Origin of the sequence: Salmonella sp. 741265055_HSA, assembly GCF_046569525.1 — a bacterium.
GTDB lineage: Bacteria > Pseudomonadota > Gammaproteobacteria > Enterobacterales > Enterobacteriaceae > Salmonella > Salmonella enterica.
Window position 1 is genome coordinate 46,889 of sequence record NZ_JBKFSQ010000002.1, and the last position, 22,481, is coordinate 69,369.

Annotated in this window: 22 protein-coding genes and 2 pseudogenes; 9 read left to right on the forward strand and 15 right to left on the reverse strand. The window is 51.1% G+C overall.

Annotated features, from left to right (window positions below):
- Window positions 1–90: 90 nt before the first annotated feature.
- The 9 genes and pseudogenes from osmB to ACLD4K_RS01560 all read right to left on the reverse strand — a co-directional run bounded on the left by osmB (window position 91) and on the right by ACLD4K_RS01560 (window position 8,671).
- The gene (osmB, locus tag ACLD4K_RS01520; protein ID WP_000481166.1) at window positions 91–309 is read right to left on the reverse strand and encodes an osmotically-inducible lipoprotein OsmB; all 219 of its coding nucleotides are present in this window, start codon (window positions 307–309) and stop codon (window positions 91–93) included.
- 258 nt (window positions 310–567) lie between these two features.
- Window positions 568–1,320 (reverse strand): DNA-binding transcriptional regulator YciT, encoded by a 753-nt coding sequence (locus ACLD4K_RS01525; RefSeq protein WP_001088593.1) that lies wholly within the window; start codon window positions 1,318–1,320, stop codon window positions 568–570.
- An 86-nt stretch (window positions 1,321–1,406) separates the two neighbouring features.
- A complete protein-coding gene (locus tag ACLD4K_RS01530; RefSeq protein ID WP_001279854.1) occupies window positions 1,407–1,586 on the reverse strand; it encodes a hypothetical protein in 180 nt (59 codons plus the stop codon).
- Window positions 1,587–1,711: 125 nt separating this feature from the next.
- Complete coding sequence (gene pdeR, locus ACLD4K_RS01535; RefSeq protein WP_411011266.1) at window positions 1,712–3,694, reverse strand: cyclic di-GMP phosphodiesterase; 1,983 nt, start codon at window positions 3,692–3,694, stop codon at window positions 1,712–1,714.
- 261 nt (window positions 3,695–3,955) lie between these two features.
- On the reverse strand, window positions 3,956–5,890 hold the full coding sequence (locus ACLD4K_RS01540) for an exoribonuclease II (protein WP_058110715.1): 1,935 nt from the start codon (window positions 5,888–5,890) through the stop codon (window positions 3,956–3,958).
- Between the two features lie 244 nt (window positions 5,891–6,134).
- Window positions 6,135–7,112 (reverse strand): annotated as a pseudogene (locus ACLD4K_RS01545) (CMD domain-containing protein); the annotation flags it as partial.
- A 199-nt stretch (window positions 7,113–7,311) separates the two neighbouring features.
- A complete protein-coding gene (gene fabI / locus ACLD4K_RS01550) occupies window positions 7,312–8,100 on the reverse strand; it encodes an enoyl-ACP reductase FabI (protein WP_000506498.1) in 789 nt (262 codons plus the stop codon).
- A gap of 117 nt (window positions 8,101–8,217) precedes the next feature.
- Window positions 8,218–8,517: pseudogene (locus tag ACLD4K_RS01555) on the reverse strand (hypothetical protein).
- Complete coding sequence (locus ACLD4K_RS01560; protein ID WP_411011267.1) at window positions 8,492–8,671, reverse strand: hypothetical protein; 180 nt, start codon at window positions 8,669–8,671, stop codon at window positions 8,492–8,494. The pseudogene ACLD4K_RS01555 and the gene ACLD4K_RS01560 overlap by 26 nt, the downstream one beginning before the upstream one ends.
- Window positions 8,672–8,706: 35 nt before the next feature.
- Here ACLD4K_RS01560 and steC point away from each other — a divergent pair, with 35 nt between their 5' ends.
- Window positions 8,707–10,086 (forward strand): SPI-2 type III secretion system effector kinase SteC, encoded by a 1,380-nt coding sequence (gene steC / locus ACLD4K_RS01565; RefSeq protein ID WP_411011268.1) that lies wholly within the window; start codon window positions 8,707–8,709, stop codon window positions 10,084–10,086.
- 459 nt (window positions 10,087–10,545) lie between these two features.
- Window positions 10,546–11,253 (forward strand): EAL domain-containing protein, encoded by a 708-nt coding sequence (locus tag ACLD4K_RS01570; protein ID WP_411011269.1) that lies wholly within the window; start codon window positions 10,546–10,548, stop codon window positions 11,251–11,253.
- A 15-nt stretch (window positions 11,254–11,268) separates the two neighbouring features.
- Here the strand turns inward: ACLD4K_RS01570 and sapF are convergent, their stop codons facing one another.
- The 6 genes from sapF to pspF all read right to left on the reverse strand — a co-directional run bounded on the left by sapF (window position 11,269) and on the right by pspF (window position 17,649).
- Window positions 11,269–12,075: a peptide ABC transporter ATP-binding protein SapF gene (gene sapF, locus ACLD4K_RS01575; protein WP_000230462.1), complete on the reverse strand. Its 807-nt coding sequence runs from the start codon at window positions 12,073–12,075 to the stop codon at window positions 11,269–11,271.
- Between the two features lies 1 nt (window position 12,076).
- The gene (gene sapD, locus ACLD4K_RS01580; protein ID WP_183059638.1) at window positions 12,077–13,069 is read right to left on the reverse strand and encodes a peptide ABC transporter ATP-binding protein SapD; all 993 of its coding nucleotides are present in this window, start codon (window positions 13,067–13,069) and stop codon (window positions 12,077–12,079) included.
- Window positions 13,069–13,959, reverse strand: a complete 891-nt coding sequence (gene sapC / locus ACLD4K_RS01585) for a peptide ABC transporter permease SapC (protein WP_001146150.1) — start codon at window positions 13,957–13,959, stop codon at window positions 13,069–13,071. Before sapC ends, sapD begins: the two co-directional genes overlap by 1 nt.
- A complete protein-coding gene (gene sapB, locus ACLD4K_RS01590) occupies window positions 13,946–14,911 on the reverse strand; it encodes a peptide ABC transporter permease SapB (protein WP_000583298.1) in 966 nt (321 codons plus the stop codon). Before sapB ends, sapC begins: the two co-directional genes overlap by 14 nt.
- Window positions 14,908–16,557, reverse strand: a complete 1,650-nt coding sequence (gene sapA / locus ACLD4K_RS01595; RefSeq protein WP_001241629.1) for a peptide ABC transporter substrate-binding protein SapA — start codon at window positions 16,555–16,557, stop codon at window positions 14,908–14,910. The genes sapB and sapA overlap by 4 nt, the downstream gene beginning before the upstream one ends.
- 111 nt (window positions 16,558–16,668) lie before the next feature.
- Window positions 16,669–17,649 carry a phage shock protein operon transcriptional activator gene (gene pspF / locus ACLD4K_RS01600; RefSeq protein ID WP_411011270.1) on the reverse strand — a complete coding sequence of 327 codons (981 nt, stop codon included), beginning with the start codon at window positions 17,647–17,649 and terminating at the stop codon, window positions 16,669–16,671.
- A 170-nt stretch (window positions 17,650–17,819) separates the two neighbouring features.
- Between pspF and pspA the strand changes: the two genes are divergently transcribed.
- The 7 genes from pspA to ACLD4K_RS01635 all read left to right on the forward strand — a co-directional run bounded on the left by pspA (window position 17,820) and on the right by ACLD4K_RS01635 (window position 22,366).
- Complete coding sequence (gene pspA / locus ACLD4K_RS01605; RefSeq protein WP_000511000.1) at window positions 17,820–18,488, forward strand: phage shock protein PspA; 669 nt, start codon at window positions 17,820–17,822, stop codon at window positions 18,486–18,488.
- A gap of 59 nt (window positions 18,489–18,547) precedes the next feature.
- On the forward strand, window positions 18,548–18,772 hold the full coding sequence (gene pspB / locus ACLD4K_RS01610; RefSeq protein WP_001274953.1) for an envelope stress response membrane protein PspB: 225 nt from the start codon (window positions 18,548–18,550) through the stop codon (window positions 18,770–18,772).
- Window positions 18,772–19,131, forward strand: a complete 360-nt coding sequence (pspC, locus tag ACLD4K_RS01615; RefSeq protein WP_000508938.1) for an envelope stress response membrane protein PspC — start codon at window positions 18,772–18,774, stop codon at window positions 19,129–19,131. The genes pspB and pspC overlap by 1 nt, the downstream gene beginning before the upstream one ends.
- A 22-nt stretch (window positions 19,132–19,153) precedes the next feature.
- Window positions 19,154–19,372 carry a phage shock protein PspD gene (gene pspD / locus ACLD4K_RS01620; RefSeq protein WP_001097607.1) on the forward strand — a complete coding sequence of 73 codons (219 nt, stop codon included), beginning with the start codon at window positions 19,154–19,156 and terminating at the stop codon, window positions 19,370–19,372.
- 75 nt (window positions 19,373–19,447) lie between these two features.
- The gene (gene pspE / locus ACLD4K_RS01625) at window positions 19,448–19,762 is read left to right on the forward strand and encodes a thiosulfate sulfurtransferase PspE (protein WP_000913430.1); all 315 of its coding nucleotides are present in this window, start codon (window positions 19,448–19,450) and stop codon (window positions 19,760–19,762) included.
- 148 nt (window positions 19,763–19,910) lie between these two features.
- The gene (locus ACLD4K_RS01630; protein WP_411011271.1) at window positions 19,911–21,308 is read left to right on the forward strand and encodes a YcjX family protein; all 1,398 of its coding nucleotides are present in this window, start codon (window positions 19,911–19,913) and stop codon (window positions 21,306–21,308) included.
- Window positions 21,305–22,366, forward strand: coding sequence for a YcjF family protein (locus tag ACLD4K_RS01635; protein ID WP_001294463.1), 1,062 nt, complete (start codon window positions 21,305–21,307; stop codon window positions 22,364–22,366). Before ACLD4K_RS01630 ends, ACLD4K_RS01635 begins: the two co-directional genes overlap by 4 nt.
- Window positions 22,367–22,481: the final 115 nt, after the last annotated feature.

A 22,481-nucleotide genomic window follows, 5' to 3' on the forward strand; every position in this document is an offset into this window, starting at 1 on the left:
GGTGAGTGAGCGTAGCCAACACATAAGCGACTTGAAGTATGAAGGGTATAAACGTATTATTTTGAGCCGTTCAATATTTAAACGTCTGGATTATTTTCCGACCTGGTGACCAATCACGCCGCCGACCGCCGCGCCGCCCAGGGTGCCTAATGTACTGCCGTCCGTTAACACTGCGCCGCCTAACGCCCCCGCACCTGCGCCAATAGCCGTGTTGCGATCGCGCTTGGACCAGTTTGAGCAGGCGCTCAGAGACATTGCTACAGTGATTGCCAGCACAGCAGCGGCCATTTTTTTGCTCGTCATAAACATAATACTCTCTCCTGAATTAACGATTCACGGAATTAAGCTCACTATAACTATAGTTAAAATAAAACCTGTTAAGAGATTTTCCGTAAAACCTGATTGCGCAGGGGTATATCACGCAGGTGATAGTCACTTCCTGTTATTTCGCTAATATTAATTTTACGACGTTACGCTCGTTACAACAGGTAAATAGTCTTAATTGGGATGTCAGAAAAGTCTTAGAGAGAGGATGGTTTGCCATAGGGCAAACCATCGGGAAATATTTTAAACGGATGAGCCAATAACATTGACCAGCAGCCCTGCATGTTCTAACTGCATTTGATCGCTGGCGGAAATTTTGGAATCCGTAATGACACGATGAAAGCGAGAGAGCGGGCCCAGGGGATAGGGATGCACACAGCCAAATTTGGAGCTGTCGGTGAGGACAATCGCTTCTGAGCCTTTTTCCAGAACAGCGTTAACCACATCCGATCGCATCATATCGCGTCCGGTAAAGCCGGTATCAGCCTGCCAGCCATCAATACCGATAAATGCTTTGCTGAAATGCACTTGATGGATAAACTGTCGCGTCAACGGCCCTACCATGCTTTCACTTTTTTTCTGATAGATTCCACCGAGGAGAATGACTTCGCAAGGGGTCTCTTTGAGCAGGTGCGCGATATAACTGCTCACGGTGATGATCGTGACATCTTTTTGTTCCGCCAGCGTCCGGGCCAATAGCGCATTGCTACTGCCATTTTCAATAAAAACGGATTCCCCTGGACTGACCAGCGAGGCGGCGAACTCCGCCAGTCGGCGTTTTAGCGTGTAGTTCGTCATCATGCGAGTCTCTACGTCATCGCTCTCAAGCGAAACGGCGAAACCGTGCGCACGGCGTAAATAGCTCTGTTTTTCCAGGGTATTCAGATCCTGACGAATCGTGACTTCAGATACGCCGGTAATTTTCGCCAGTTCAGCAACGCTCATCTGGCCTTTATCAACCACCATTTGCAAAATTGATTGTTGTCGGGAGTTCATAGTATTAATTTTATACGTTAAGAGGAGTCAACAGACAGTCAGAGAGCCGGGAAGGGCTAACGGCCATCCCGGACAAATAATCGCTATCAGATTTCCCAGGGCGAACCGGGAGCCTGGGATGGCGAGATACCGTCTTTAACCTGATCTAACAGCTCTGCTCTCAATATTTCAAGGTTATTGATGGCCGAGTGGTAATCGCCAGCAACAAGGATATCCAGCACGGTATCAATGCGTGCGGCAATTCGTTGTGCTTCGATATCAGACATGTTTGTTTGTCATCCTTAATGTCAGAAAAGGTTTGAATTCATGATGCAGAAATTAATCTGAAAAGAGAAGGGAAAAATAGGGTTACGCCTGCCTGCACAGGCTGTTTTCTCTATTATCGCCACCATTAACGCATTTTTTTCGTCTGATAACGTTTGTACCAGCGTTCAAAAGAAACGGCGGGCATAGGTTTGGCGAATAAAAAGCCCTGTCGTTCATTGACGCCGTTTTTTGTCAGGAAGGCATCTTCTTTAGCATTTTCTACGCCTTCGGCAATCACTTGTAAATTTAGCGCCTGAGCCACTGCTACAATCGCCCGAACCAGAGATTGCGACAGCGGTTGCTTATGGATATCTCTGACGAAAGCCTGATCCAGTTTAACGGCATCAATAGGGAACCGGGCGAGTTGAGAAAGCGAAGAATACCCGGTGCCAAAATCATCCAGATGAATCTGAGCGCCGAGCTGACTAAATTGCTGGATAACCGATAGCGCCAGCGTGTCGTTTTCAATCAGGCAGCTTTCTGTTAGCTCGACATCGATCGGGCAATACTCAAAATTCAGATCGTACAAAGCCTGTTTAAGCGCAGTAAAAAGCGTCTGGTCGGCCAGTTGTCGCGCCGAAAAGTTAACGGCTACGCGCAAGTTAATCCCTTTATCGCGCCATTTCGCAATCTGGCGAACCACATCCAGAATCACCCAGCGGCCCAGCGGGACGATGAGTCCTGACTCTTCGGCGTATGAGATGAACTCCAGCGGCGGAATTAATCCGCGTTCCGGCGATTGCCAGCGTACCAGCGCTTCCAGGCTACGTACTTCGCCGCGCCAGGTAATTTTGGGCTGATAGTGAATAAGTAACTGGTCGTTTTCCAGCGCTTTTCGCAGGTTTGTATCCAGCCAGTGATAGTCAAATACGCGCTGATTCATTTCCGGCGAAAAAACGCAAAACTGACCGCGGCCGCCTTCTTTGGCGTTATACATTGCGGTGTCGGCAGTGCGAATGAGACTTTCGCTGTCCTGTCCGTGCCGGGGGGCCAACGAAATGCCAATGGCGCATCCTGTGTAAACTTCAATGAGTCCAATACGAAACGGTTGCCGCAGACGGGTAAGGATTCGTGAGGCTACTGCTTCCAGCGCGGCCTGAGATGTATGGGCAGCGAGGACAATGAATTCATCTCCCCCCAGTCTGGCCAGCAATTGATCTTCCTCCAGACAACGCAACAGCGCCAGCGAAACGGCCTGTAAGAGCTGATCGCCAAACATATGCCCATAGGCGTCATTAATTTTCTTGAAATTATCCAGATCGAGATAAACGATACCCACCTGCGACTCGCCAGCCGAGGCAATAGCATGATTAATAAATTCATGAATAGCATTGCGATTGGGCAGGCCGGTGACGGTGTCTGTATTCGCCAGTATGCGTAAACGCTCCTGAGCCCGCCTTTCTTCGGTGATATCCGTGCCTGCGCAGATCAGGAAAATTTCGTTTTTTCCGCTGCCGTTATGGACGAATTTATTACGAAATAAGAACAGGCGTTGGCCTTTACGGGTCTTTATCCAGCGTTCGATTTCATAGGCATTGCCATTGCGAAAAAAATTCTCAATGTAGTGTCGGGAGGCAACCGCCTCCCGGCGACTCATAAATAATTTAAAGACGCTTTGACCCATTACGTCTCGCTCTTTTAAGCCCGTGTACTCTTCGCATAACCGATTAAATCGACAGATTTTTCCCCGACTATCCAGTATCGCAATGACTGAGTTGGCTTCTGATACGATTTGCTCGGCAAAAGAGAGCTCCTGCGCCTGCGTTGGCGCGACGGCAGGCGTATCAGGCCAGGTTGCCAGGCTGCCAGCCCATTCACGGTTATTAACCTTACGGCCTACCAGGTGCACTGCGGTAACCTGTTTTTCTATCAACAACGTTATCAGCAGACTGGACGTAATCGCCGTTATTTCCCGGATACGCCCGGCTTGCTCCGGCGATAGCTCAACCGTTTTTTCTGTATCCGTTTCACCTGTCGGGGAGAGATACAGCACGTTGCGGTCATCAGCCAGACGCCAGTGAGAGTGAAGGGGATTTAGCGCCGTTTGTTCCTGAATCTGTTTCATCATGCGTACCATCCCATTTAAGCGCCAGGTGCCTGAAAAGAAAGGTTAGCCATGTTATAAATAAGGATAATTATGGCTGAACGTATTGTTTTATCTATGTATTCATATGTAATCCAGATTCTGGAAAAAGCATAGTCGCCAGCTAAAAATAACAAGAAATGGAGCGTTTGAATAAGATTAAACTTAGAGCATGACGGAAGGGAGAAGAAGAAAAGAAGCGGCCTTTGCCTTCTCAGCAAAGGCCGTTGAGCGAGCTAAGCGTGGTTACGCTGCCGGTCGGGCAATAATGCTGCGGGTTTCCATGCGAACTTCCGCAATAGTGACATCAATGACATCCGTCACTTTATAAACCGTCTCACCTTTAATCTGTACCGTACCGTTTTCCTGGCTGCATACCAGTTCATCGCGAACGGCGTGCAGGAACGGGGCAGGGATAAAGGCGATAGCGCCGTTATCGACCAGTCGCACACGCATACCACCGCGGCTGACGTCAATAATTTCTGCCGCGAAACGGGTATTTGTTCCCGCCTTATCGTTAAGGAAGCGTGCATATAACCAGTCGCCGACATCGCGCTCAGCCATACGGTTCAGGCGGCGACGTTCCGCCATTTGCTGAGTGATATCTTCCTGCGGACGCGCAATAGCTTCCCCCTTGATGACCGCTTTCAGCAGGCGATGGTTAATCATATCGCCATACTTACGGATGGGAGAGGTCCAGGTGGCGTAAGCCTCAAGACCAAGACCGAAATGCGGCCCCGGCTCGGTGCTGATTTCCGCAAAAGACTGGAAGCGACGAATGCGGCTGTCAAGGAAACCGGAGGGCTGCGCATCCAGTTCGCGACGCAGTTTACAGAAGCCTTCCAGCGTCAGCACCTCTTCGGCATCGACATGCAGACCATGCGTTTTAAGCAGCGCGGCCAGCGCGTCGGCATTCGCGGGATCGAAGCCCGTATGTACGTTGTAAATACCGAAACCGAGCTTATCGCGCAGTACGCGCGCGGCGCAAAGGTTAGCGGCGATCATCGACTCTTCTACGATACGGTTAGCGATACGGCGCGGTTCCGCCACAATATCCAATACTTCGCCTTTTTCGCCAAGCACAAAGCGGTAATCCGGGCGGTCTTTAAAGACTAACGCATGATGATGACGCCACTCACTGCGGCTTAGACAAATACGGTGCAACAGACGAATCTGCTGGGCAATGCCTTCGTTATCCGGCTGCCAGGTGCCGTTATTTTCCAGCCAGTCGGAGACATTGTCGTACGCCAGCTTGGCCTTCGATTCGATCGTGGCCGCAAAAAAGGCGATATCATCGTCAATGGCACCGTCCGCGGCGATAATCATGCGACAGGCGAGCGCCGGACGCACTTCGTTGGCGCGCAGCGAGCACAGATCGTCAGACAGCTCACGCGGCAGCATAGGAATATTGAAGCCCGGCAGGTAGTTGGTGAAGGCGCGAATTTTCGCGGCGTTATCCAGCTTACTGCCTTCGGCAATCCAGGCGGTAGGATCGGCGATAGCCACCGTAAGCTGGAGTCTGCCGTCCGCTAATTCCTCAGCATAAAGCGCGTCATCCATATCCTCAGTGCTTGCGCTATCGATAGTGACGAAATTCAGCGCGGTCAGATCCTGACGCTCCAGCCCTTCGTCAAGCATCTCCGTCGCTACGCCGTTCGGCGCTTCTTTTTCCAGGTTGTGGCGGGCAAGCGTAACCCACCAGGGAACAAAGTGATCGTCGGCAAAGGTGATGTACTGCGTTAAATCGGCGTAAAACGAACGGTCGCCTTTAAGCGGATGGCGGCGCATTTCGGCAACCGCCCAGTCACCTTCTTTGAACTCATGCTGAACGCCGCGCGCGGCGCGGCAGGGAATCGCGTCTTTCAGCAACGGATGATCCGGCACGATGGACAGGCGGTCATTTTTACCCTGAACTTTTCCCACAAAGCGCGTCAGGAACGGTTCGATCAGTTCTTCCGGCTCGGCAGACTCCCGTTCTTTTTCCGTGTGGATGACCGCGACGATACGATCGCCATGCATCACTTTTTTCATCTGCGGCGGAGGAATGAAATAGCTTTTTTGCGCGTCAACTTCAAGGAAGCCAAAGCCTTTTTCCGTGGCTTTTACGACCCCTTCAGCGCGCGGCGTCTGGGAATGCAGTTGCTGTTTAAGCTGCGCTAGCAGCGGGTTGTCCTGAAACATATTCGTCTATTTTCGTAGCCAAAAGAGCGGCTGACAGTTTTACGCGATTCTGCCTGGCGCAGCAAGCGCTCTTTCAGTAATGGATGAGTTAATTGGTTTCGCCCAACGCGATTTTTAAACGATTTAACCATCCGCACACGCCGCACCAGCCTAACATATTAATGGCCTGCTCCGATGAAACTCCCCTGGTGAGTAGCGGGAAAAAATGCGCGGCGCTAAAGCGATCGGGCGCCCTGGTGAGCCATTGTATCGCCTGTGTCAGCGCAGGCTCAAGCTCCCAACGAGCGATGTCGTCGTCTTCCTGGCGTAACGTGATAACAGCGCGGCGCCACGCGCCAGGTTGGGTTGCCTGTTCGTTAAAGCAGGCGGCGCTGCCGTTGATACGTGATGTGAGGAGCGTGATAAGTGGAAGTAAAGAAGGGGGCAACGCGGTGTGTAATGTGCTGGTCAGTATGCGTTCGAGTAACGCGAATGAAGACGGATCGCGGATGAGTACCGGCGCCATCATTTGGCATTGTGAAGACGAATATTGCCGCCGAACTTTGGTATGGGCGGGAGGATATTCTACCAGACTGGCGGCGGGCCGCCATGTCGTCTGAGGGTTTTGAAACCGCGCGGCCCTGGCAAAGCGCTGCATCTCCTGGCCGGGCAGCTCGCGCACGGGCAGACGGCAAAACGCCTGAAATATCGCCGCTACCCGCGCCTGAAAACCGATAAACCCAATGATCTGATTGATGAGTACGGTATCCCGGGCGGTTAATCCCACCTCTGCAAGCTGTTCGCGGGCTCGCGTATTGATAACGGAGGGGGAGCCGGCAAGCTGACGAGCGTATTGCGTAATTTGCGCCAGCCGTTGATTGCTCTCTCTTGAGGCGTCAGGGCCAGGTAGTGGCGCCAGACGCGCGGCATAATGGCGACACAAACGCTGAACTCCAAATACCTGAGCGGCGGTCAGGGCGGTGCTCATACGTTCATAGGCACTAAACGTATGAAGCCGGTCGTTGAGAACCGTGCGGGGAAATAAGACATCCGCCAACTGGCGAGCTGGCTTTAACCATGATTCAAAAGGCGTCAACGCGGTTTCTGCTACCGTTAAATCCAGTAAAAAACGATCGTTAACATACGCGGCTTCCGGCATCAGCGAAAGCGGGGTTTGTGACGACATAGTGGATTGTGTTTCATGATACCAGTGGCTTTTACCCGCTTTTCGGCATTGTTCCATAGGGTTTCCCGAGGATGAAATGGCGATCGATAATGATTCGACGTCGGATCGTTTATGCTGGATTATCCTGGCGTATGCGGGAAAGGGATGAAAGATTGTTAGGTGATAACAAATATCAGAACGCTATATAACGAGATGAGCGGTGAGTGAGGGGAATGGGGCGGCACAGCCGTGCCGCCCGCTAATAAACTTAATGCGCTTACTTCAGTTCCAGTTCATTCATTGCCGCAATGCTGAACCCGCCGTCAACATGAACGACTTCGCCAGAAATGCCTGCCGAGAGATCGGAGCACAGAAACGCCGCTGAGTTACCCACATCTTCAATGGTCACGGTGCGACGAATTGGCGTAACGGCTTCACAATGCGCCAGCATTTTACGGAAGTCTTTAATACCGGACGCCGCCAGCGTGCGGATTGGACCCGCAGAGATGGCGTTGACGCGAACGCCTTCCGGTCCCATAGCATTTGCCATATAACGCACGTTAGCTTCCAGAGAGGCTTTCGCCAGACCCATGACATTGTAGTTCGGGATGGCGCGCTCCGCTCCCAGATAAGACAAGGTCAACAGCGCAGAACCCGGATTCAGCATGGCGCGGCAGGCTTTCGCCATGGCAACAAAGCTGTAAGAGCTAATATCGTGAGCGATTTTAAAGCCTTCGCGGGTAACCGCATTAACATAATCGCCGTCCAGTTGATCGCCAGGCGCGAAACCGATCGAGTGTACGAAACCGTCAAATTTCGGCCAAACGTTACCCAGCTCTGCAAACATAGCGTCAATGCTGGCATCTTCAGCGACATCACACGGTAAAACGATGCTGGAACCCAGCTGGGCAGCAAATTCTTCTACGCGGCCTTTCAGTTTGTCGTTCTGGTAGGTGAACGCCAGTTCAGCTCCTTCGCGGTGCATCGCCTGTGCGATACCGTAGGCGATGGACAGTTTACTGGCCACGCCAGTGACCAGAATGCGCTTACCGGAAAGAAAACCCATAGCTTTAATCCTTATAGTCATTGCTTATTTTTTGCTTTTACGAACAATGGTTAACAGCAACTTTTCAACATTATTCGAAATTAGTCTGAAATTATATCCCACTCCTGGCCCCGTGTGTCACGCTATTTTTCCGCTGCTATCTCCAGCAGGTGACGTTCTAAAACCACACGGTAACGAAGTCCCTGAGGATTTTGAGCGTTCCCCAGGGCCAAACTGGCAAATCAAAGAGTCTAATGGGACAGGCTCTACGGTGCAGTATACCAGCTAGTGTAAGGTTCGCCTCATCCAACCAGAGACACCGGGACGGACAGTAAGTACGATAGCGATGCGCCTTCCACCAGACAAATAAAGGTTCTGTAGGAAGCCAGAATATTCATCCGAATGGTTTTCCTCACCTATTAACGATGTCATGGACATGTAACTTTAACCAGCAAATGCTTAACAAAAATAATTTCTTTTTTAGGTGTTGTAGGTTTTCTCTATTTGTTGATACAGAGTAATGCTGAATATGAAAATTTTTGGAAATCAGGTGATTGCAGTAGTTACAAATCGGGTTTTTATATGTTTGCATGTTTATTATAATAAATTTTAGAGGGGGTGATACATATGCCGTTTACATTTCATATCGGAAATCGTAGCTGCCAGATATCAGAAAGGTATTTAAGAGATATCATCGATAATAAAAGAGAGCATGTTTTTTCAACGTGTGAGAAATTTATAGATTTTTTCAGGAATATATTCACCAATCGAAGTTTGATTTCTGATTATAGAGAAATATATAATCTACTGTGCCAAAAAAAAGACCATTCCGATATTAAAGGGCCTTTCTCTCCGGGACCATTTTCGAAGCGAGATGACGACTGTACACGATGGCGACCCCTTCTTGGATATATTAAACTTATTGATGCCTCCAGACCTGAAACAAGAGATAAATATACTGTAGAGGTATTAGCATTTCAAGAGAATATGTTACTGCTAAAACTGTTTTACGATGGAATATTAGTGACCGAGACGGAGTGTTCTGAGCGTTGCGTCGATTTTTTAAAAGAAACGATGTTTAATTATAATACCGGGAAAATAACGCTTGCCGCTTTGGATAATGATAATCTGCCGCCGAACGAAGCAGGTAGTAATGGGATCTATGACACTTTTGAGCAACGTTTGATAGACTTCCTGACCACGCCCGCCACGGCGTCTGGTGATGAGAGCGGCGCTATTGATCAGACGGATACATCACAACCAGCGGCAATAGAGGCGTTTATTAACTCGTCGGAGTTTCAGAAAAATATTCGCATGACTGATATTGAAAAAAATAAAATAGGTAGCGGAAGTTATGGGACTGTTTATCTGTTAAATGATGACTTTGTTGTTAAGATTCCAATTAATGAGCGGGGAATAAATGTGGATGTTACCTCTTCAGAACATCGTAATTGTCATCCTGAGCGAGTCAGTAAGTATTTGAATATGGCCAATGGCGACAAGAATTTTTCTCGTTCGGCCATCATGAATATTAATGGTAAAGACGTTACGGTTTTAGTTTCAAAATATATTAAAGGTCAGGAGTTAGATGTTGAAGATGAAGATAACTATCGCATGGCGGAGGCACTTCTTAAATCCCGAGGGGTTTATATGCATGATATAAATATCTTAGGTAATATTCTGGTTAAAGAGGGGGTTCTTTTCTTTGTGGATGGCGATCAAATCGTGCTGTCACAAGAATCCCGGCAACAGCGAAGCGTTTCTCTTGCAACAGCACAACTGGAAGAGCAAATTAAGACCCATCACATGATAAAATTAAAGCGGGCCGAGACCGAAGGAAATGATGAAGATGTTGAATATTATAAGTCACTTATTACGGAGCTTGATGAATTAATCGGAGAGCAAACACAGGCACCTGCGCCAGGAAGACGTTTTAAACTAGCCGCACCGGAGGAAGGGACTCTTGTGGCTAAAGTATTAAAGGATGAATTAAAAAATAGCCTTTAGTTCCGTTCTTTTCTGCGAATCGCCGGGGGCTCATTCGCTACAGATTTACCGATCAACTATTAAGAGTTGCTATTCGCTTAAAGGTTGTTCGCGGGATCTGGACAGCCTGCAACGGAGATGCAACTCGCAACCAGGGTTGGCGATGCCGTGCTGCCATAGTGGGTGAAATGCCTCGTGATTACGCATTAACACTCACTCGCCTTGATTTCTCCTCTCTGCCAGGCAAGAAGAACCTGGCTTTACGGATGGTCTCATTCCGTCGTATTAGCATTGTTTGGCGTAGTATGTAAATTTCATTATAGCAAGAGAGGAACATTCTCAAAACATAAAATTAGCAAGTTATCATAAAGTTAACGTATATTGTTTTTTTCGATCATTTTTTATATATTGATCGTTTTTATTGATTGATTTGCGTTAAAAGCGCATTATCAGGGAGTTAAGATCAAGTGGAGTGGTCACATGCGCTATTTTTTTATGGCAGAGCCGATAAGGGCAATGGAGGGGGATTTACTGGGTGTCGAAATTACTACCCATTTTGCATCGTCGCCCGCTCGTCCGCTACACCCTGAGTTTGTTATCTCGTCATGGGACAATTCGCAGAAGCGCCGTTTTCTGCTTGATCTGCTGCGGACAATCGCGGCTAAACATGGCTGGTTTCTACGCCACGGCCTGTTCTGTATCATAAATATCGATCGGGGTATGGCGCAGCTTGTCCTTCAGGACAAAGATATTCGCGCGTTACTACACGCCATGCTATTTGTGGAACTGCAGGTCGTTGAACATTTTTCATGTCAAGATAACGTCTTAGTCGATCCTTTAATACACGCGCTTCATAAACAACCTAATCCATTATGGCTGGGCGACCTGGGCGTAGGGAACGCAACCGCTGCGCCATTAGTTTGCGGGTGTTTTAGTGGCGTAAAACTTGACCGCAGCTTTTTTGTCTCACAAATTGAAAAAATGACGTTTCCGCTGCTTGTCAAACATATCCGGCGTTATTGTGACAAGATCGTGGTGGGTGGCCAGGAAAACACGCGCTATTTGCCGATGTTAAAAACGGCAGGCATTTGGGCAACCCAGGGCACGTTATTTCCTTCCGTTGCGTTAGAAGAGGTGGAAACATTGCTGTTGGGCAGTCGCGTGAACACCCTCAGAGAATCGAACTGAGGGTATTTGTTTCGCTTAGCGATCCTTTCGCCATGCGTCAGCAGTCAGCGCCTCGCCAAAATGACCTGCGATTAAACGGCGGGTAAGCTCATGTAGCGGAGAGGCGAGCACATCGGCGGTGCTGCCGCGTTCAACCACTTCCCCCTGATGCATCACTAATACCTGATCGCTAATATGTTTCATCATGCCGATATGCTGCGTGACATAGATATAGGAGATGCCTTGCTTTTCCTGCAATTCAAGCATGAGATTGATGAGCTGCGAGCGCATGGACATATCAAGCGAAGCCAGCGCTTCGTCCGCGATAATGACTTTAGGGCGTAAAATCAGCGCGCGGGCCAGGCCCAGACGTTGTTTCTGCCCCGGCGCCAGCATATGCGGGTAGTAGCTCACATGATCGGGCAATAGCCCTACCATACGCATCGTCTCGACAATCTGTTTGCGCCGCTGTTCCGGCTCCAGATCGGTATTAAGGCGCAGGGGGAAGTCAAGGATCTGTGAAATACGTTGACGTGGATTCAGTGACGTTGAGGGGTCCTGAAAAATCATTCGAATACGTTGGCTTCGAAACGAATAGTCGCCGTAATGCAGGGGATGATCGTCAATAAGAAGCTCGCCGCTGGTAGGTTCAATCATGCCGGCCAGCATCTTTGCCAGCGTGGATTTGCCGGAACCGTTTTCGCCGATAATGGCCAGGGTCTGACGCTCACGAAGCGTAAAGCTTAATGGTTTCACGGCGTCTACGGTCTGGCGGCGAAACCATCCTGTCCGGTAGCGAAAGGTTTTACTCAGGTTGCGCACTTCAAGCAGAGTTTCCACCATATCACTCTCTCTCCATATTCAGCGGAAAATGACAGGCATAGAGATGATTTTTCGCGCCGGTTAAGCGTGGCGTGATAATGCATTCTCGTTGCGCGTAAGGGCAGCGCGGCCCCAAACGACAACCTATCGGTAACTGCTCCAGTAGCGGGATCGCACCCGGCAGCGTATTCAGACGGCTTTTATGCGGCATCGCGCTGCCAAAATCCGGAATCGCACGGATAAGCGCCTGCGTATAAGGATGATGTGGCATCGTCACCAGATCTTTACTTGGCGCGGTTTCTACCGTCTGGCCGCAGTATAAAACGTTGATTTTGTCAGCCCACTGACTCAGCATTTGCAGGTCGTGGCTAATCAACAGAATGGTGGTATTACTGTTTTGATTCAGTCGGGTCAGCAGGCGAAAAATTTGCGCCTGTGTCGTCGGTTCCATTGAGTTGGTGGGTTCATCAGCGATCAGGAGTCGCGGTTGATTCGCCAGCGCGATAGCGATCATGACTTTCTGACACTCACCATCGGTCAGCTCATAGGGAAAACTGCGCATCGCGTCTTTATGATCTTTAATTCCCACCCTGTGCAGTAATTCAATTGCACGCCGTTTACGCCAGCCTAAACGCTGCCACCAGCGGCCTTTATAGGTCCAGGCGGGAATATTTTGCATTAACTGGCTGCTGACGCGTTCGGAAGGATCAAGGCACGACTGCGGCTCCTGGAAGATCATCGACACATTATGCCCGACCAGCTTACGCCGTTCACGAGAGGAGAGGCGCAGCAGATCGATATCATCAAAACGCATACGGTCGGCAGTGACTCGCCAGTTGTCTTTCGCGACGCCGCAAATAGCTTTAGCAATCAAGCTCTTTCCGGAACCCGACTCACCTACCAGGCCGCGAATTTCGCCTTCGCTTAATGTCATACTGACGCGATCGACCGCTTTTACCCAGCCTTCGCTGGTTTTAAATTCAATGGTGAGATTGCGGATATCCAGTAACGGCATTATTCCACCCCCGCAATAATCGCACGACGAATCCCATCTCCGAGCAGGTTTACCAGTAAAACACTGAGCGTTATCGCCGCGCCGGGTAGCATAACGGTCCACGGCGCGACATAGATTAGCTCCAGCGCATCTCCCAACATGGCACCCCATTCGGGAGAGGGAAGCTGCGCGCCGAGATCTAAAAATCCCAGCGCGGCGATGTCCAGAATCGCCATCGACAGCGCCCGGGTAATTTCGGTGACCAGACCGGCGGTAATATTCGGTAAAATGGCGAACCACAGAATATTCAGCGTTGTCGCGCCATCCAGACGGGCGGCAATGACGTACTCTTTTTCCAGTTCATCATGCACCATGCTGTAGACGGAACGTACCATTCGCGGCAACAGGGCCAGCCAGACGGCAAACATCGCGTGTGACAGATGTGGGCCGGCAAATGCCACGACGATAATCGCCAGCAAGAGCGAAGGGATGGAAAGCAGCGTGTCCAGAATATGGTTCAGTACGGCAGAGCGTAAACCGTGCGTCGCGCCTGCCACTACGCCGAGGACTAATCCACATAGCGTAGCCGCCAGCGTTACGATAAACGCGCCGCCGACCGTGGGCGCCGCGCCGCTTAACAGGCGGCTCAGCACATCGCGCCCCAGATCGTCAGTCCCCAGAAAAAAGGAGACTTCGCCATAGCGTGACCAGGAGGGCGGCAGTAGCTGATAGCCCAAAAATTGCTGATCGATACCATAGGGCGCGATCCAGCCGCCAAAAATACACAGCAACGCCAGACCGGCGCATCCATACAGGCCCACCATCGCAGGCGCGTCGCTATAAAATTTGCGCCAGGCAGTGCGCAGGGTGCCCGGCGGGCGCTTTTCGCTGTATACGCTATCGTAAGGCATACCATTCCTTATGTTTCAGAGGGTTAGCCATAGCACCCAAAATATCGGAAATCACATTGACCACAATAACCAGCGACCCAATGACCATCACGCCAGCGGAAATAGCGGCATAGTCCTGCTGACGAATGGCGTGAATTAACCATCGTCCCAGCCCTGGCCAGCTGAAAACCATTTCGGTAATCATCGCCAGCGTTAACATGGTTGAAAATTGCAGACCAAGACGGGGAATGACCGGCGGCAGCGCATTATGCAACACGTGGCGACGTAAAATCGTAAAGCGCGACAAGCCGCGCGTGGCCGCCGCTTTAACGTAGTTCTGATCGTAGACCTCAATAGTGCTGATTCGCATCAGGCGGATCACTTCTGTGGTCGGCGCGACGGAAAGCGTGAGCACCGGTAAAACCATATGCCGTATGGCGCTCATCACCATTTCATCGCGCCACGGCGAATCTGAAATCCAGGCGTCAATGATGGCGAAACCGGTAACCGGTTTAACTTCATAAAGCAGGTCAAAGCGCCCGGATACCGGCAGCCACCCCAGCGTGAGCGAAAAGAACAGTGTGAGCAGAAGCGCCAGCCAGAAAACCGGAATTGAGAAACCTAATAGCGCCAGCGCGCTGATAAAACGATCCGGCCATTTGCTACGCGTCACGCCAGCCAGCATCCCGACCGGGATGCCGACCATCAGCGCAAAACCAAAAGCGAGAATGCACAGCTCCATCGTGGCGGGAAACACCTCTTTAAGCTGTTCGGAGATCAGCTGGCCGTTAATGCTGGACACGCCAAAGTCCCAGTGCAGCAGACCGTTGAACCAGAAAACCCAGGCATTCCATAATGATGCGCCTTGTAGCGGCGCGTGCGGCGTAAAATAGCTCAGGCTAAAGCCGATAAAGGTCAGGAAGAACAGCGTCACCAGCAACAGCAATAACCGACGCAGGGTGAAGATAATCATGGTTTTTTCACCTCTTCGTGTTTTTCGCGGGAGACGCCGGCAAAAGACGCATTGCCGAACGGGCTTAACACCAGCCCTTTAATATCGTAGCGGTAAGCCTGCAGGCGTAGTGATGATGCCAGCGGCAGTATCGGCAGCTCTTTTTCCAGGATATTCTGCGCTTCCTCATACGCTTCTATGCGCGAAGCCAACTGCTGCGACGACAGTGCCTTACGCAGCACGCTGTCAAATTCAGGGTTACACCAGTGGGCGAAATTGGTTTGCGAATTGATGGCTGCACAGCTTAACAGCGGTCTGAAAAAGCTATCCGGATCGTTGCTGTCCGTGGCCCAGCCGGATAAGGTCAGATCGTGATTCATATCCATCAGGCGCGCCTCCTGAAAGCGGCCTTCAACCGGCACAATGACCACTTTTACGCCAACCTGCGCCATATCCGCCTGAATAAGCTCCGCCGTTTTTAGCGGACTTGGGTTCCAGGCCTGAGAACTGGTCGGCACCCAGAGATGCAGCGTAAGATTCTCAATGCCCAGCGCTTTTAGCTGTTCGCGCGATTTTTGCGGATTGTACTCCGTAATTTTGGCATCGTTATCGTAAGCCCATGAGGCTCTCGGTAAAATGGAGGCTGCGGTTTCTGCCGTGCCGTAATAAATCGACTGCATCAAACGCTGGTTGTTGATCGATAAGGCCAGCGCATGGCGCACTGCGGGATTATTCAACGGCGGCTTATCGGTGTTAAAGGCCAGATAGGCGATATTCATCCCCGGGCGCAACGTTAGGCGCAAACGCGGATCGTCGCGTAAAATAGTTAGCTGGCTGGCGGCGGGCCAGGCCAGAACATCGCATTCACCGGTCAGTAATTTCGATAAACGCCCGGTACCGCCGGAGCCTAAATCCACCACCACTTGTGGCATCAGCGGTTTGCCGCGCCAAAACCCATCGTGACGCTGGAGACGAATAAACTGCCCGGCACGGTACTCCGAAAGCTGGAAAGGCCCGGTGCCGACCGGTTGGCGGTCTAGCAGTTCCTGACGATCTTTTCGGCTAAGCTGCGCGGCGTACTCAGCGGACATGACGGAAGCGTAGTGTGTGGCCAGATGCCATAAAAAGGAGGCGTCTGGCTGCGTCAGGCGAAACTCAACGGTGTTATTGTCCAGCTTACGCACGCTTTTTACATTGTCGGCGAACTGTAGGCTATCAAAGTAGGGGAAGCTACTACCGTTGATGTTATGCCACGGATGTCGACGATCGAAAATTCGCTGAAAGGTAAAGACGACATCATCAGCATTGAGTTTTCGGGTCGGCGTAAACCAGGCGGTTTTTTGAAAGGAAACGTCGCGGCGCAGGTGAAAACGGTACGTTGCCCCGTTATCCAGCACTTCCCAGCTTTCTGCCAGCTCGGGGACTAAACGATAAGTATAGGGATCGACATCCAACAGGCGGTCATATAACTGGGCGGCCAGGGTATCGACGATGAGGCCGCTGCTCGCTTTTTGCGGATTAAAGGTGTTGACCTGCCCGCTGACACAATACACAAAGCCGCTATCGCGAATATCTGCACTCGCGGTTTGTTCGGGCGCAGTCGCAGCCGTAGCCTGACTACTCAGTAGACCCGCTATCACGATCAGAGACGATAAAACCAGGCGCATAATAGTTAAGTTTTTGAAGTTCAATTTGCAAAGTGTATCGCACTTCGGCCCGCCACGTAAAAATGTCGGTGGATAACTGGCGTAAATGTCGTCAATTAGCCGGAGAAATAGCTAAAGCTGATGCTTTTTAAGCAAGGCGCGAAACTGGTGGTAGGTGAGTGCCAGCAAATCGGCGGCTCGTTTCTGGTTAAATTTCGCCTGCTGTAAGCTACGTTGCAGCAGCGCTTTTTCCTGTTGCAGTTGAAACTCACGTAATTTGAGCGGCAGGTCAGGCGTGGCGGATGCCGCTGGCAGGGCGGGCGCGGGCGGTTCGGCGGGATGGCGTTGAAAAGGATCGATAACAATTTCATCCAAAGGATGTTCACTACTGCCGTGGCGATACACTGAACGTTCGACTACGTTTTTCAGCTCGCGGACATTACCCGGCCAGGCGTAATGCAACAACGTTTCTTTTGCCCGATCGGTAAAACCGGGAAATAAGGGCAGACGTAGTTCACGACACATCTGAATAGCAAAATGCTCGGCCATCAGCATGATATCGCTCTGGCGTTCGCGCAGCGGCGGCAGTTGTACAACATCAAAAGCCAGCCTGTCGAGCAGATCGGCACGAAATATCCCTTCCTTCACCATGGCGGGTAAATCGGCATTGGTGGCGCATACTAATCGCACATTAACCTGTAACGGCTGGCTGCCGCCGACGCGCTCTAGCTCGCCATATTCAATCACTCGCAGCAGCTTTTCCTGTACCAGCATCGGCGCTGTCGCCAGTTCATCCAAAAACAGCGTGCCGCCATCGGCGCGTTCAAAGCGACCGGGATGACGTTTTTGCGCCCCGGTAAAAGCGCCCGCTTCATGGCCAAACAGTTCGGAGTCCAGCAGGTTTTCGTTAAGCGCCGCGCAGTTAAGCGAGATAAGCGGCCCCTGCCAGCGTGAAGAGAGATAGTGCAGGCGATTGGCGATAAGTTCTTTACCCGTCCCGCGTTCGCCAATGATCAGAACTGGCTTATCCAGCGGCGCGAGCCGGGAGACTTGTTCCAGTACTTCAAGAAAACGGTTTGCCTCGCCGAGCAGGTTATCTTTAAATTCAGCCATGATGAAAATCGCCACTTGTTAGTGTTTTTCACCACTTTATCCTTTTTTGCTGGCGAGGTAAAACGAAATAATTCCTTTATTATCAGTGATATGAAAAGTTGGCACGCAAATTGTATTAATCATGTAGCAGGGCATCGCCCGTTATCAGAACATTATGTGAGGATTGAATTATGGGTATTTTTTCTCGTTTTGCCGACATCGTGAACGCCAATATCAATGCGTTGTTGGAAAAAGCGGAAGATCCGCAGAAGCTGGTGCGCCTGATGATTCAGGAGATGGAAGATACGCTGGTGGAGGTTCGCTCAAACTCCGCGCGTGCTTTAGCGGAAAAGAAACAGTTATCCCGTCGTATTGAACAGGCTACGGCTCAGCAGACCGAGTGGCAGGAAAAAGCGGAACTGGCTCTGCGCAAAGATAAAGACGATCTGGCGCGCGCCGCATTGATTGAAAAACAAAAGCTGACCGATTTAATTGCTACGCTTGAACAGGAAGTCACGCTGGTGGATGACACGCTGGCGCGCATGAAGAAAGAGATTGGCGAGCTGGAAAACAAACTCAGCGAAACACGCGCTCGCCAGCAGGCACTGATGCTGCGTCATCAGGCGGCGAGTTCTTCCCGTGATGTCCGTCGTCAGCTTGACAGCGGCAAACTGGATGAGGCCATGGCGCGGTTTGAATCCTTTGAACGTCGTATCGATCAAATGGAAGCGGAAGCGGAAAGCCATCGTTTTGGTAAGCAGCAATCGCTGGACCAACAGTTTGCCAACCTGAAAGCTGATGATGAAATCAGCGAGCAGCTGGCGCAGTTGAAAGCCAAAATGAAGCAAGATAATCAATAATGACAATGGCGGCGCCGGTACGCGCCGTCGCTCATCAGCTTTAGGTGTAAGGAGAACGCATGAGCGCGCTATTTCTGGCCATCCCGTTAACCATTTTTGTGTTGTTTGTGTTACCGATTTGGCTGTGGCTGCATTACAGCAACCGCGCCGGTCGGGGAGAACTGTCGCAAAGCGAGCAGCAACGCTTACTGCAACTCACAGACGATGCGCAACGTATGCGCGAGCGCATTCAGGCACTGGAAGACATTCTTGATGCAGAGCATCCGAACTGGAGAGAGCGCTAATGGGTGGAATCAATCTGAATAAAAAACTATGGCGTATGCCGCAAAAGGGCATGGTGCGTGGCGTTTGCGCCGGGATCGCCGACTACCTTGATGTACCGGTAAAACTGGTACGTATTCTGGTCGTGCTGTCGATTTTCTTTGGGCTGGCGTTTTTTACCGTAGTGGCCTATATCGTTCTGTCTTTTGTACTGGACCCTATGCCGGATAATCTGGCCGCAGGCAAACCGCAGCCGACCAGCGGCGAACTGCTGGATACCGTAGACAGAGAGCTTGCCGCAGGCGAAAAGCGTTTGCGAGAAATGGAACGCTACGTCACGTCAGATACGTTCACACTGCGTAGTCGTTTCCGTCAACTGTAAGTGATATATCGGGAAGGTGAAGATGAATACTCGCTGGCAACGCGCCGGGCAGAAGGTGAAGCCCGGCTTCAAAATAGCAGGTAAGCTGGTTCTGTTGACCGCGTTACGCTACGGGCCTGCCGGCGTGGCGGGATGGGCGGTAAAATCCGTCGCCCGTCGTCCGCTAAAAATGTTGCTGGCGTTTGCGCTGGAGCCAGTACTTCGTAAGGCGGCGAATAAAATTTCGCAGCGTTACAAATAGCGAGTCTGGTCATAATATTTTGTTAAGCTCTGGCGTATAGTGTATGCGAAATACATTACGTGTCAGGACGGAAGTATGTTGAAAAAAGGAATATTTGCGTTAGCGTTATTCATAGCCATGCCGCTTTATGCCGCAGAATACTGGATAGATGTCCGCATTCCGGAACAATATCAACGTGAGCATATTCAGGGCGCGATTAATATCCCATTGCAGGAGATTAAATCTCATATCGAAACGGTAGTTCCAGACAGGAACGATACGGTAAAGTTATATTGCAACTCCGGGCGACAGTCGGGCATGGCAAAACAAATGTTGCTTGATATGGGGTATACGCACGCGATGAATATGGGCGGCATCAGTCGTCTTGATATGCCGAAAGTAAAAAAATAGATAATCTATTGCTCAATACTCATACTAACCGCGGCGCTTAATGCGCCGTTGTTGATCTCTCCGGGTAGTTGATAATAACGTTTTTGCACATATCTATAACGCAGGCTCGTTATTATTTTTTCTTCTCTTCAGGCTCAACAGGATGTCAATGAAGCGACTTAAAACTGAACTCAACGCGCTGGTCAATCGTGGGGTAGACAGGCATTTGCGTCTTGCCGTAACCGGGTTGAGCCGCAGCGGTAAAACGGCGTTTATCACGGCGATGGTTAACCAGTTGCTTAATGTCCACGCGGGCGCGCGCTTACCGTTGCTTAGCGCGGTACGCGAAGAACGCCTGCTTGGCGTAAAGCGCGTGCCTCAACGTGATTTTGGTATTCCCCGTTTTACCTACGACGAGGGGATACTTCAGCTTTATGGCAATCCTCCCGCATGGCCCACACCGACGCGCGGTGTCAGTGAGATTCGGCTGGCATTGCGCTATCGCTCAAACGACTCGCTGCTGCGCCATTTTAAAGATACCTCGACATTGTATCTGGAGATTGTGGACTATCCAGGTGAATGGTTACTCGATCTGCCCATGCTGGCTCAGGATTATTTAAGCTGGTCCCGTCAGATGAACGGCTTGTTGCAAGGGCAACGCGCTGAGTGGGCCGCAAAATGGCGGCAACTTTGCGACGGGCTCGATCCTCTGGCGCTCGCCGATGAAAACCGGCTGGCGGAGATAGCCGCCGCCTGGACGGATTATTTGCATCAGTGTAAATCGCAGGGATTGCATTTTATTCAGCCTGGACGGTTTGTTTTGCCGGGCGATATGGCGGGCGCGCCAGCGTTGCAGTTTTTCCCGTGGCCGGATGTGGACGCCTACGGCGAGTCAAAACTGGCGCAGGCGGATAAGCAAACCAACGCTGGAATGCTGCGCGAACGCTTTAACTACTATTGCGAAAAAGTGGTCAAAGGGTTCTACAAAAATCATTTTCTACGCTTTGATCGCCAGATTGTGCTGGTCGACTGTCTGCAACCGCTTAATAGCGGGCCGCAGGCGTTTAATGATATGCGTCTCGCCTTAACGCAGCTGATGCAAAGTTTTCACTATGGCCAGCGGACTCTGTTTCGCCGCTTGTTTTCGCCGGTGATTGATAAATTGCTGTTCGCCGCAACGAAAGCCGACCATGTCACCCTCGACCAACATGCCAATATGGTGGCCTTGCTCCAGCAGCTTATTCAGGATGCCTGGCAAAATGCCGCGTTTGAAGGCATTAGTATGGATTGCCTGGGGCTGGCGTCGGTACAGGCGACCACCAGCGGCGTGATTGAGGTCAACGGTGAAAAAATCCCGGCTTTACGTGGAAACCGTTTGAGTGACGGCGCGCCGTTAACCGTGTACCCCGGCGAAGTGCCTTCGCGTTTGCCGGGACAAGCGTTTTGGGATAGTCAGGGTTTTCAGTTCGAAGCCTTTCGTCCGCAGGTGATGGATGTTGATAAACCGTTACCGCATATTCGTCTGGACGCTGCGCTGGAGTTTTTAATAGGAGATAAGCTGCGATGAGCGAACCGTTAAAACCGCGTATTGATTTTGCAGAACCGCTAAAGGAGGAGCCTACGTCGGCCTTCAAAGCGCAGCAAACTTTCAGCGAAGCGGAGTCGCGTACATTTGCGCCTGCGGCTATCGATGAGCGTCCGGAAGACGAAGGCGTGGCAGAAGCGGCGGTCGATGCCGCGCTGCGCCCCAAACGCAGCCTGTGGCGTAAAATGGTGATGGGAGGACTGGCGCTGTTTGGCGCGAGCGTGGTCGGGCAAGGCGTACAGTGGACAATGAATGCCTGGCAAACTCAGGACTGGGTCGCTTTAGGCGGCTGTGCCGCAGGCGCGCTGATCATTGGCGCTGGCGTGGGATCGGTGGTCACGGAGTGGCGGCGATTATGGCGCTTGCGTCAACGGGCGCATGAACGCGATGAGGCGCGTGAACTGTTACATAGCCATAGCGTCGGGAAAGGTCGCGCATTTTGCGAAAAACTGGCGCAGCAGGCGGGGATTGATCAATCACATCCGGCATTACAACGTTGGTATGCCGCTATTCACGAAACGCAAAACGACAGGGAAATCGTCGGTTTGTATGCGCATCTGGTACAGCCGGTACTTGACGCGCAGGCGCGACGTGAGATTAGCCGTTTTGCTGCGGAATCGACTCTGATGATCGCCGTCAGTCCGTTAGCGTTGGTGGATATGGCGTTTATTGCCTGGCGTAATTTACGCCTGATTAACCGTATCGCAACGCTGTATGGCATTGAACTTGGTTATTACAGCCGCCTTCGTCTGTTCCGTCTGGTGTTGCTGAATATCGCATTCGCGGGAGCCAGTGAGCTGGTGCGTGAAGTCGGTATGGACTGGATGTCTCAGGATCTGGCCGCACGCCTGTCCACGCGCGCGGCACAGGGGATTGGCGCAGGTCTCCTTACCGCTCGACTGGGAATAAAAGCGATGGAGCTATGTCGACCATTGCCGTGGATCGATAACGATAAACCACGTCTCGGTGATTTTCGTCGTCAGCTTATCGGTCAGCTAAAAGAGACGTTACAAAAGAGTAAGTCGTCGCCTGAGAAATGACCTTTCACAGGGCGCTGACTGCCTGGCTTTACGCCGCAGCGCCCGTTTTTCCGTCATGCTGTCAATATTTGTTGACAGAATCCTTCCTGCCAGCCGAATAGTGGCTTATCATCTA

Coding starts and splice junctions, on each gene's coding strand:
- sapA (WP_001241629.1), bottom strand. CDS start 16,557: ATGCGCCTGGTTTTATCGTCTCTGATCGTGATAGCGGGTCTACTGAGT.
- pspB (WP_001274953.1), top strand. CDS start 18,548: ATGAGCGCGCTATTTCTGGCCATCCCGTTAACCATTTTTGTGTTGTTT.
- pspC (WP_000508938.1), top strand. CDS start 18,772: ATGGGTGGAATCAATCTGAATAAAAAACTATGGCGTATGCCGCAAAAG.
- sapF (WP_000230462.1), bottom strand. CDS start 12,075: ATGGTGGAAACTCTGCTTGAAGTGCGCAACCTGAGTAAAACCTTTCGC.
- pspD (WP_001097607.1), top strand. CDS start 19,154: ATGAATACTCGCTGGCAACGCGCCGGGCAGAAGGTGAAGCCCGGCTTC.
- sapC (WP_001146150.1), bottom strand. CDS start 13,959: ATGCCTTACGATAGCGTATACAGCGAAAAGCGCCCGCCGGGCACCCTG.
- pspF (WP_411011270.1), bottom strand. CDS start 17,649: ATGGCTGAATTTAAAGATAACCTGCTCGGCGAGGCAAACCGTTTTCTT.
- ACLD4K_RS01630 (WP_411011271.1), top strand. CDS start 19,911: ATGAAGCGACTTAAAACTGAACTCAACGCGCTGGTCAATCGTGGGGTA.
- osmB (WP_000481166.1), bottom strand. CDS start 309: ATGTTTATGACGAGCAAAAAAATGGCCGCTGCTGTGCTGGCAATCACT.
- ACLD4K_RS01525 (WP_001088593.1), bottom strand. CDS start 1,320: ATGAACTCCCGACAACAATCAATTTTGCAAATGGTGGTTGATAAAGGC.
- pspE (WP_000913430.1), top strand. CDS start 19,448: ATGTTGAAAAAAGGAATATTTGCGTTAGCGTTATTCATAGCCATGCCG.
- fabI (WP_000506498.1), bottom strand. CDS start 8,100: ATGGGTTTTCTTTCCGGTAAGCGCATTCTGGTCACTGGCGTGGCCAGT.
- pdeR (WP_411011266.1), bottom strand. CDS start 3,694: ATGATGAAACAGATTCAGGAACAAACGGCGCTAAATCCCCTTCACTCT.
- ACLD4K_RS01635 (WP_001294463.1), top strand. CDS start 21,305: ATGAGCGAACCGTTAAAACCGCGTATTGATTTTGCAGAACCGCTAAAG.
- steC (WP_411011268.1), top strand. CDS start 8,707: ATGCCGTTTACATTTCATATCGGAAATCGTAGCTGCCAGATATCAGAA.
- sapD (WP_183059638.1), bottom strand. CDS start 13,069: ATGCCGTTACTGGATATCCGCAATCTCACCATTGAATTTAAAACCAGC.
- ACLD4K_RS01560 (WP_411011267.1), bottom strand. CDS start 8,671: ATGCAAACATATAAAAACCCGATTTGTAACTACTGCAATCACCTGATT.
- ACLD4K_RS01540 (WP_058110715.1), bottom strand. CDS start 5,890: ATGTTTCAGGACAACCCGCTGCTAGCGCAGCTTAAACAGCAACTGCAT.
- sapB (WP_000583298.1), bottom strand. CDS start 14,911: ATGATTATCTTCACCCTGCGTCGGTTATTGCTGTTGCTGGTGACGCTG.
- pspA (WP_000511000.1), top strand. CDS start 17,820: ATGGGTATTTTTTCTCGTTTTGCCGACATCGTGAACGCCAATATCAAT.
- ACLD4K_RS01530 (WP_001279854.1), bottom strand. CDS start 1,586: ATGTCTGATATCGAAGCACAACGAATTGCCGCACGCATTGATACCGTG.
- ACLD4K_RS01570 (WP_411011269.1), top strand. CDS start 10,546: ATGCGCTATTTTTTTATGGCAGAGCCGATAAGGGCAATGGAGGGGGAT.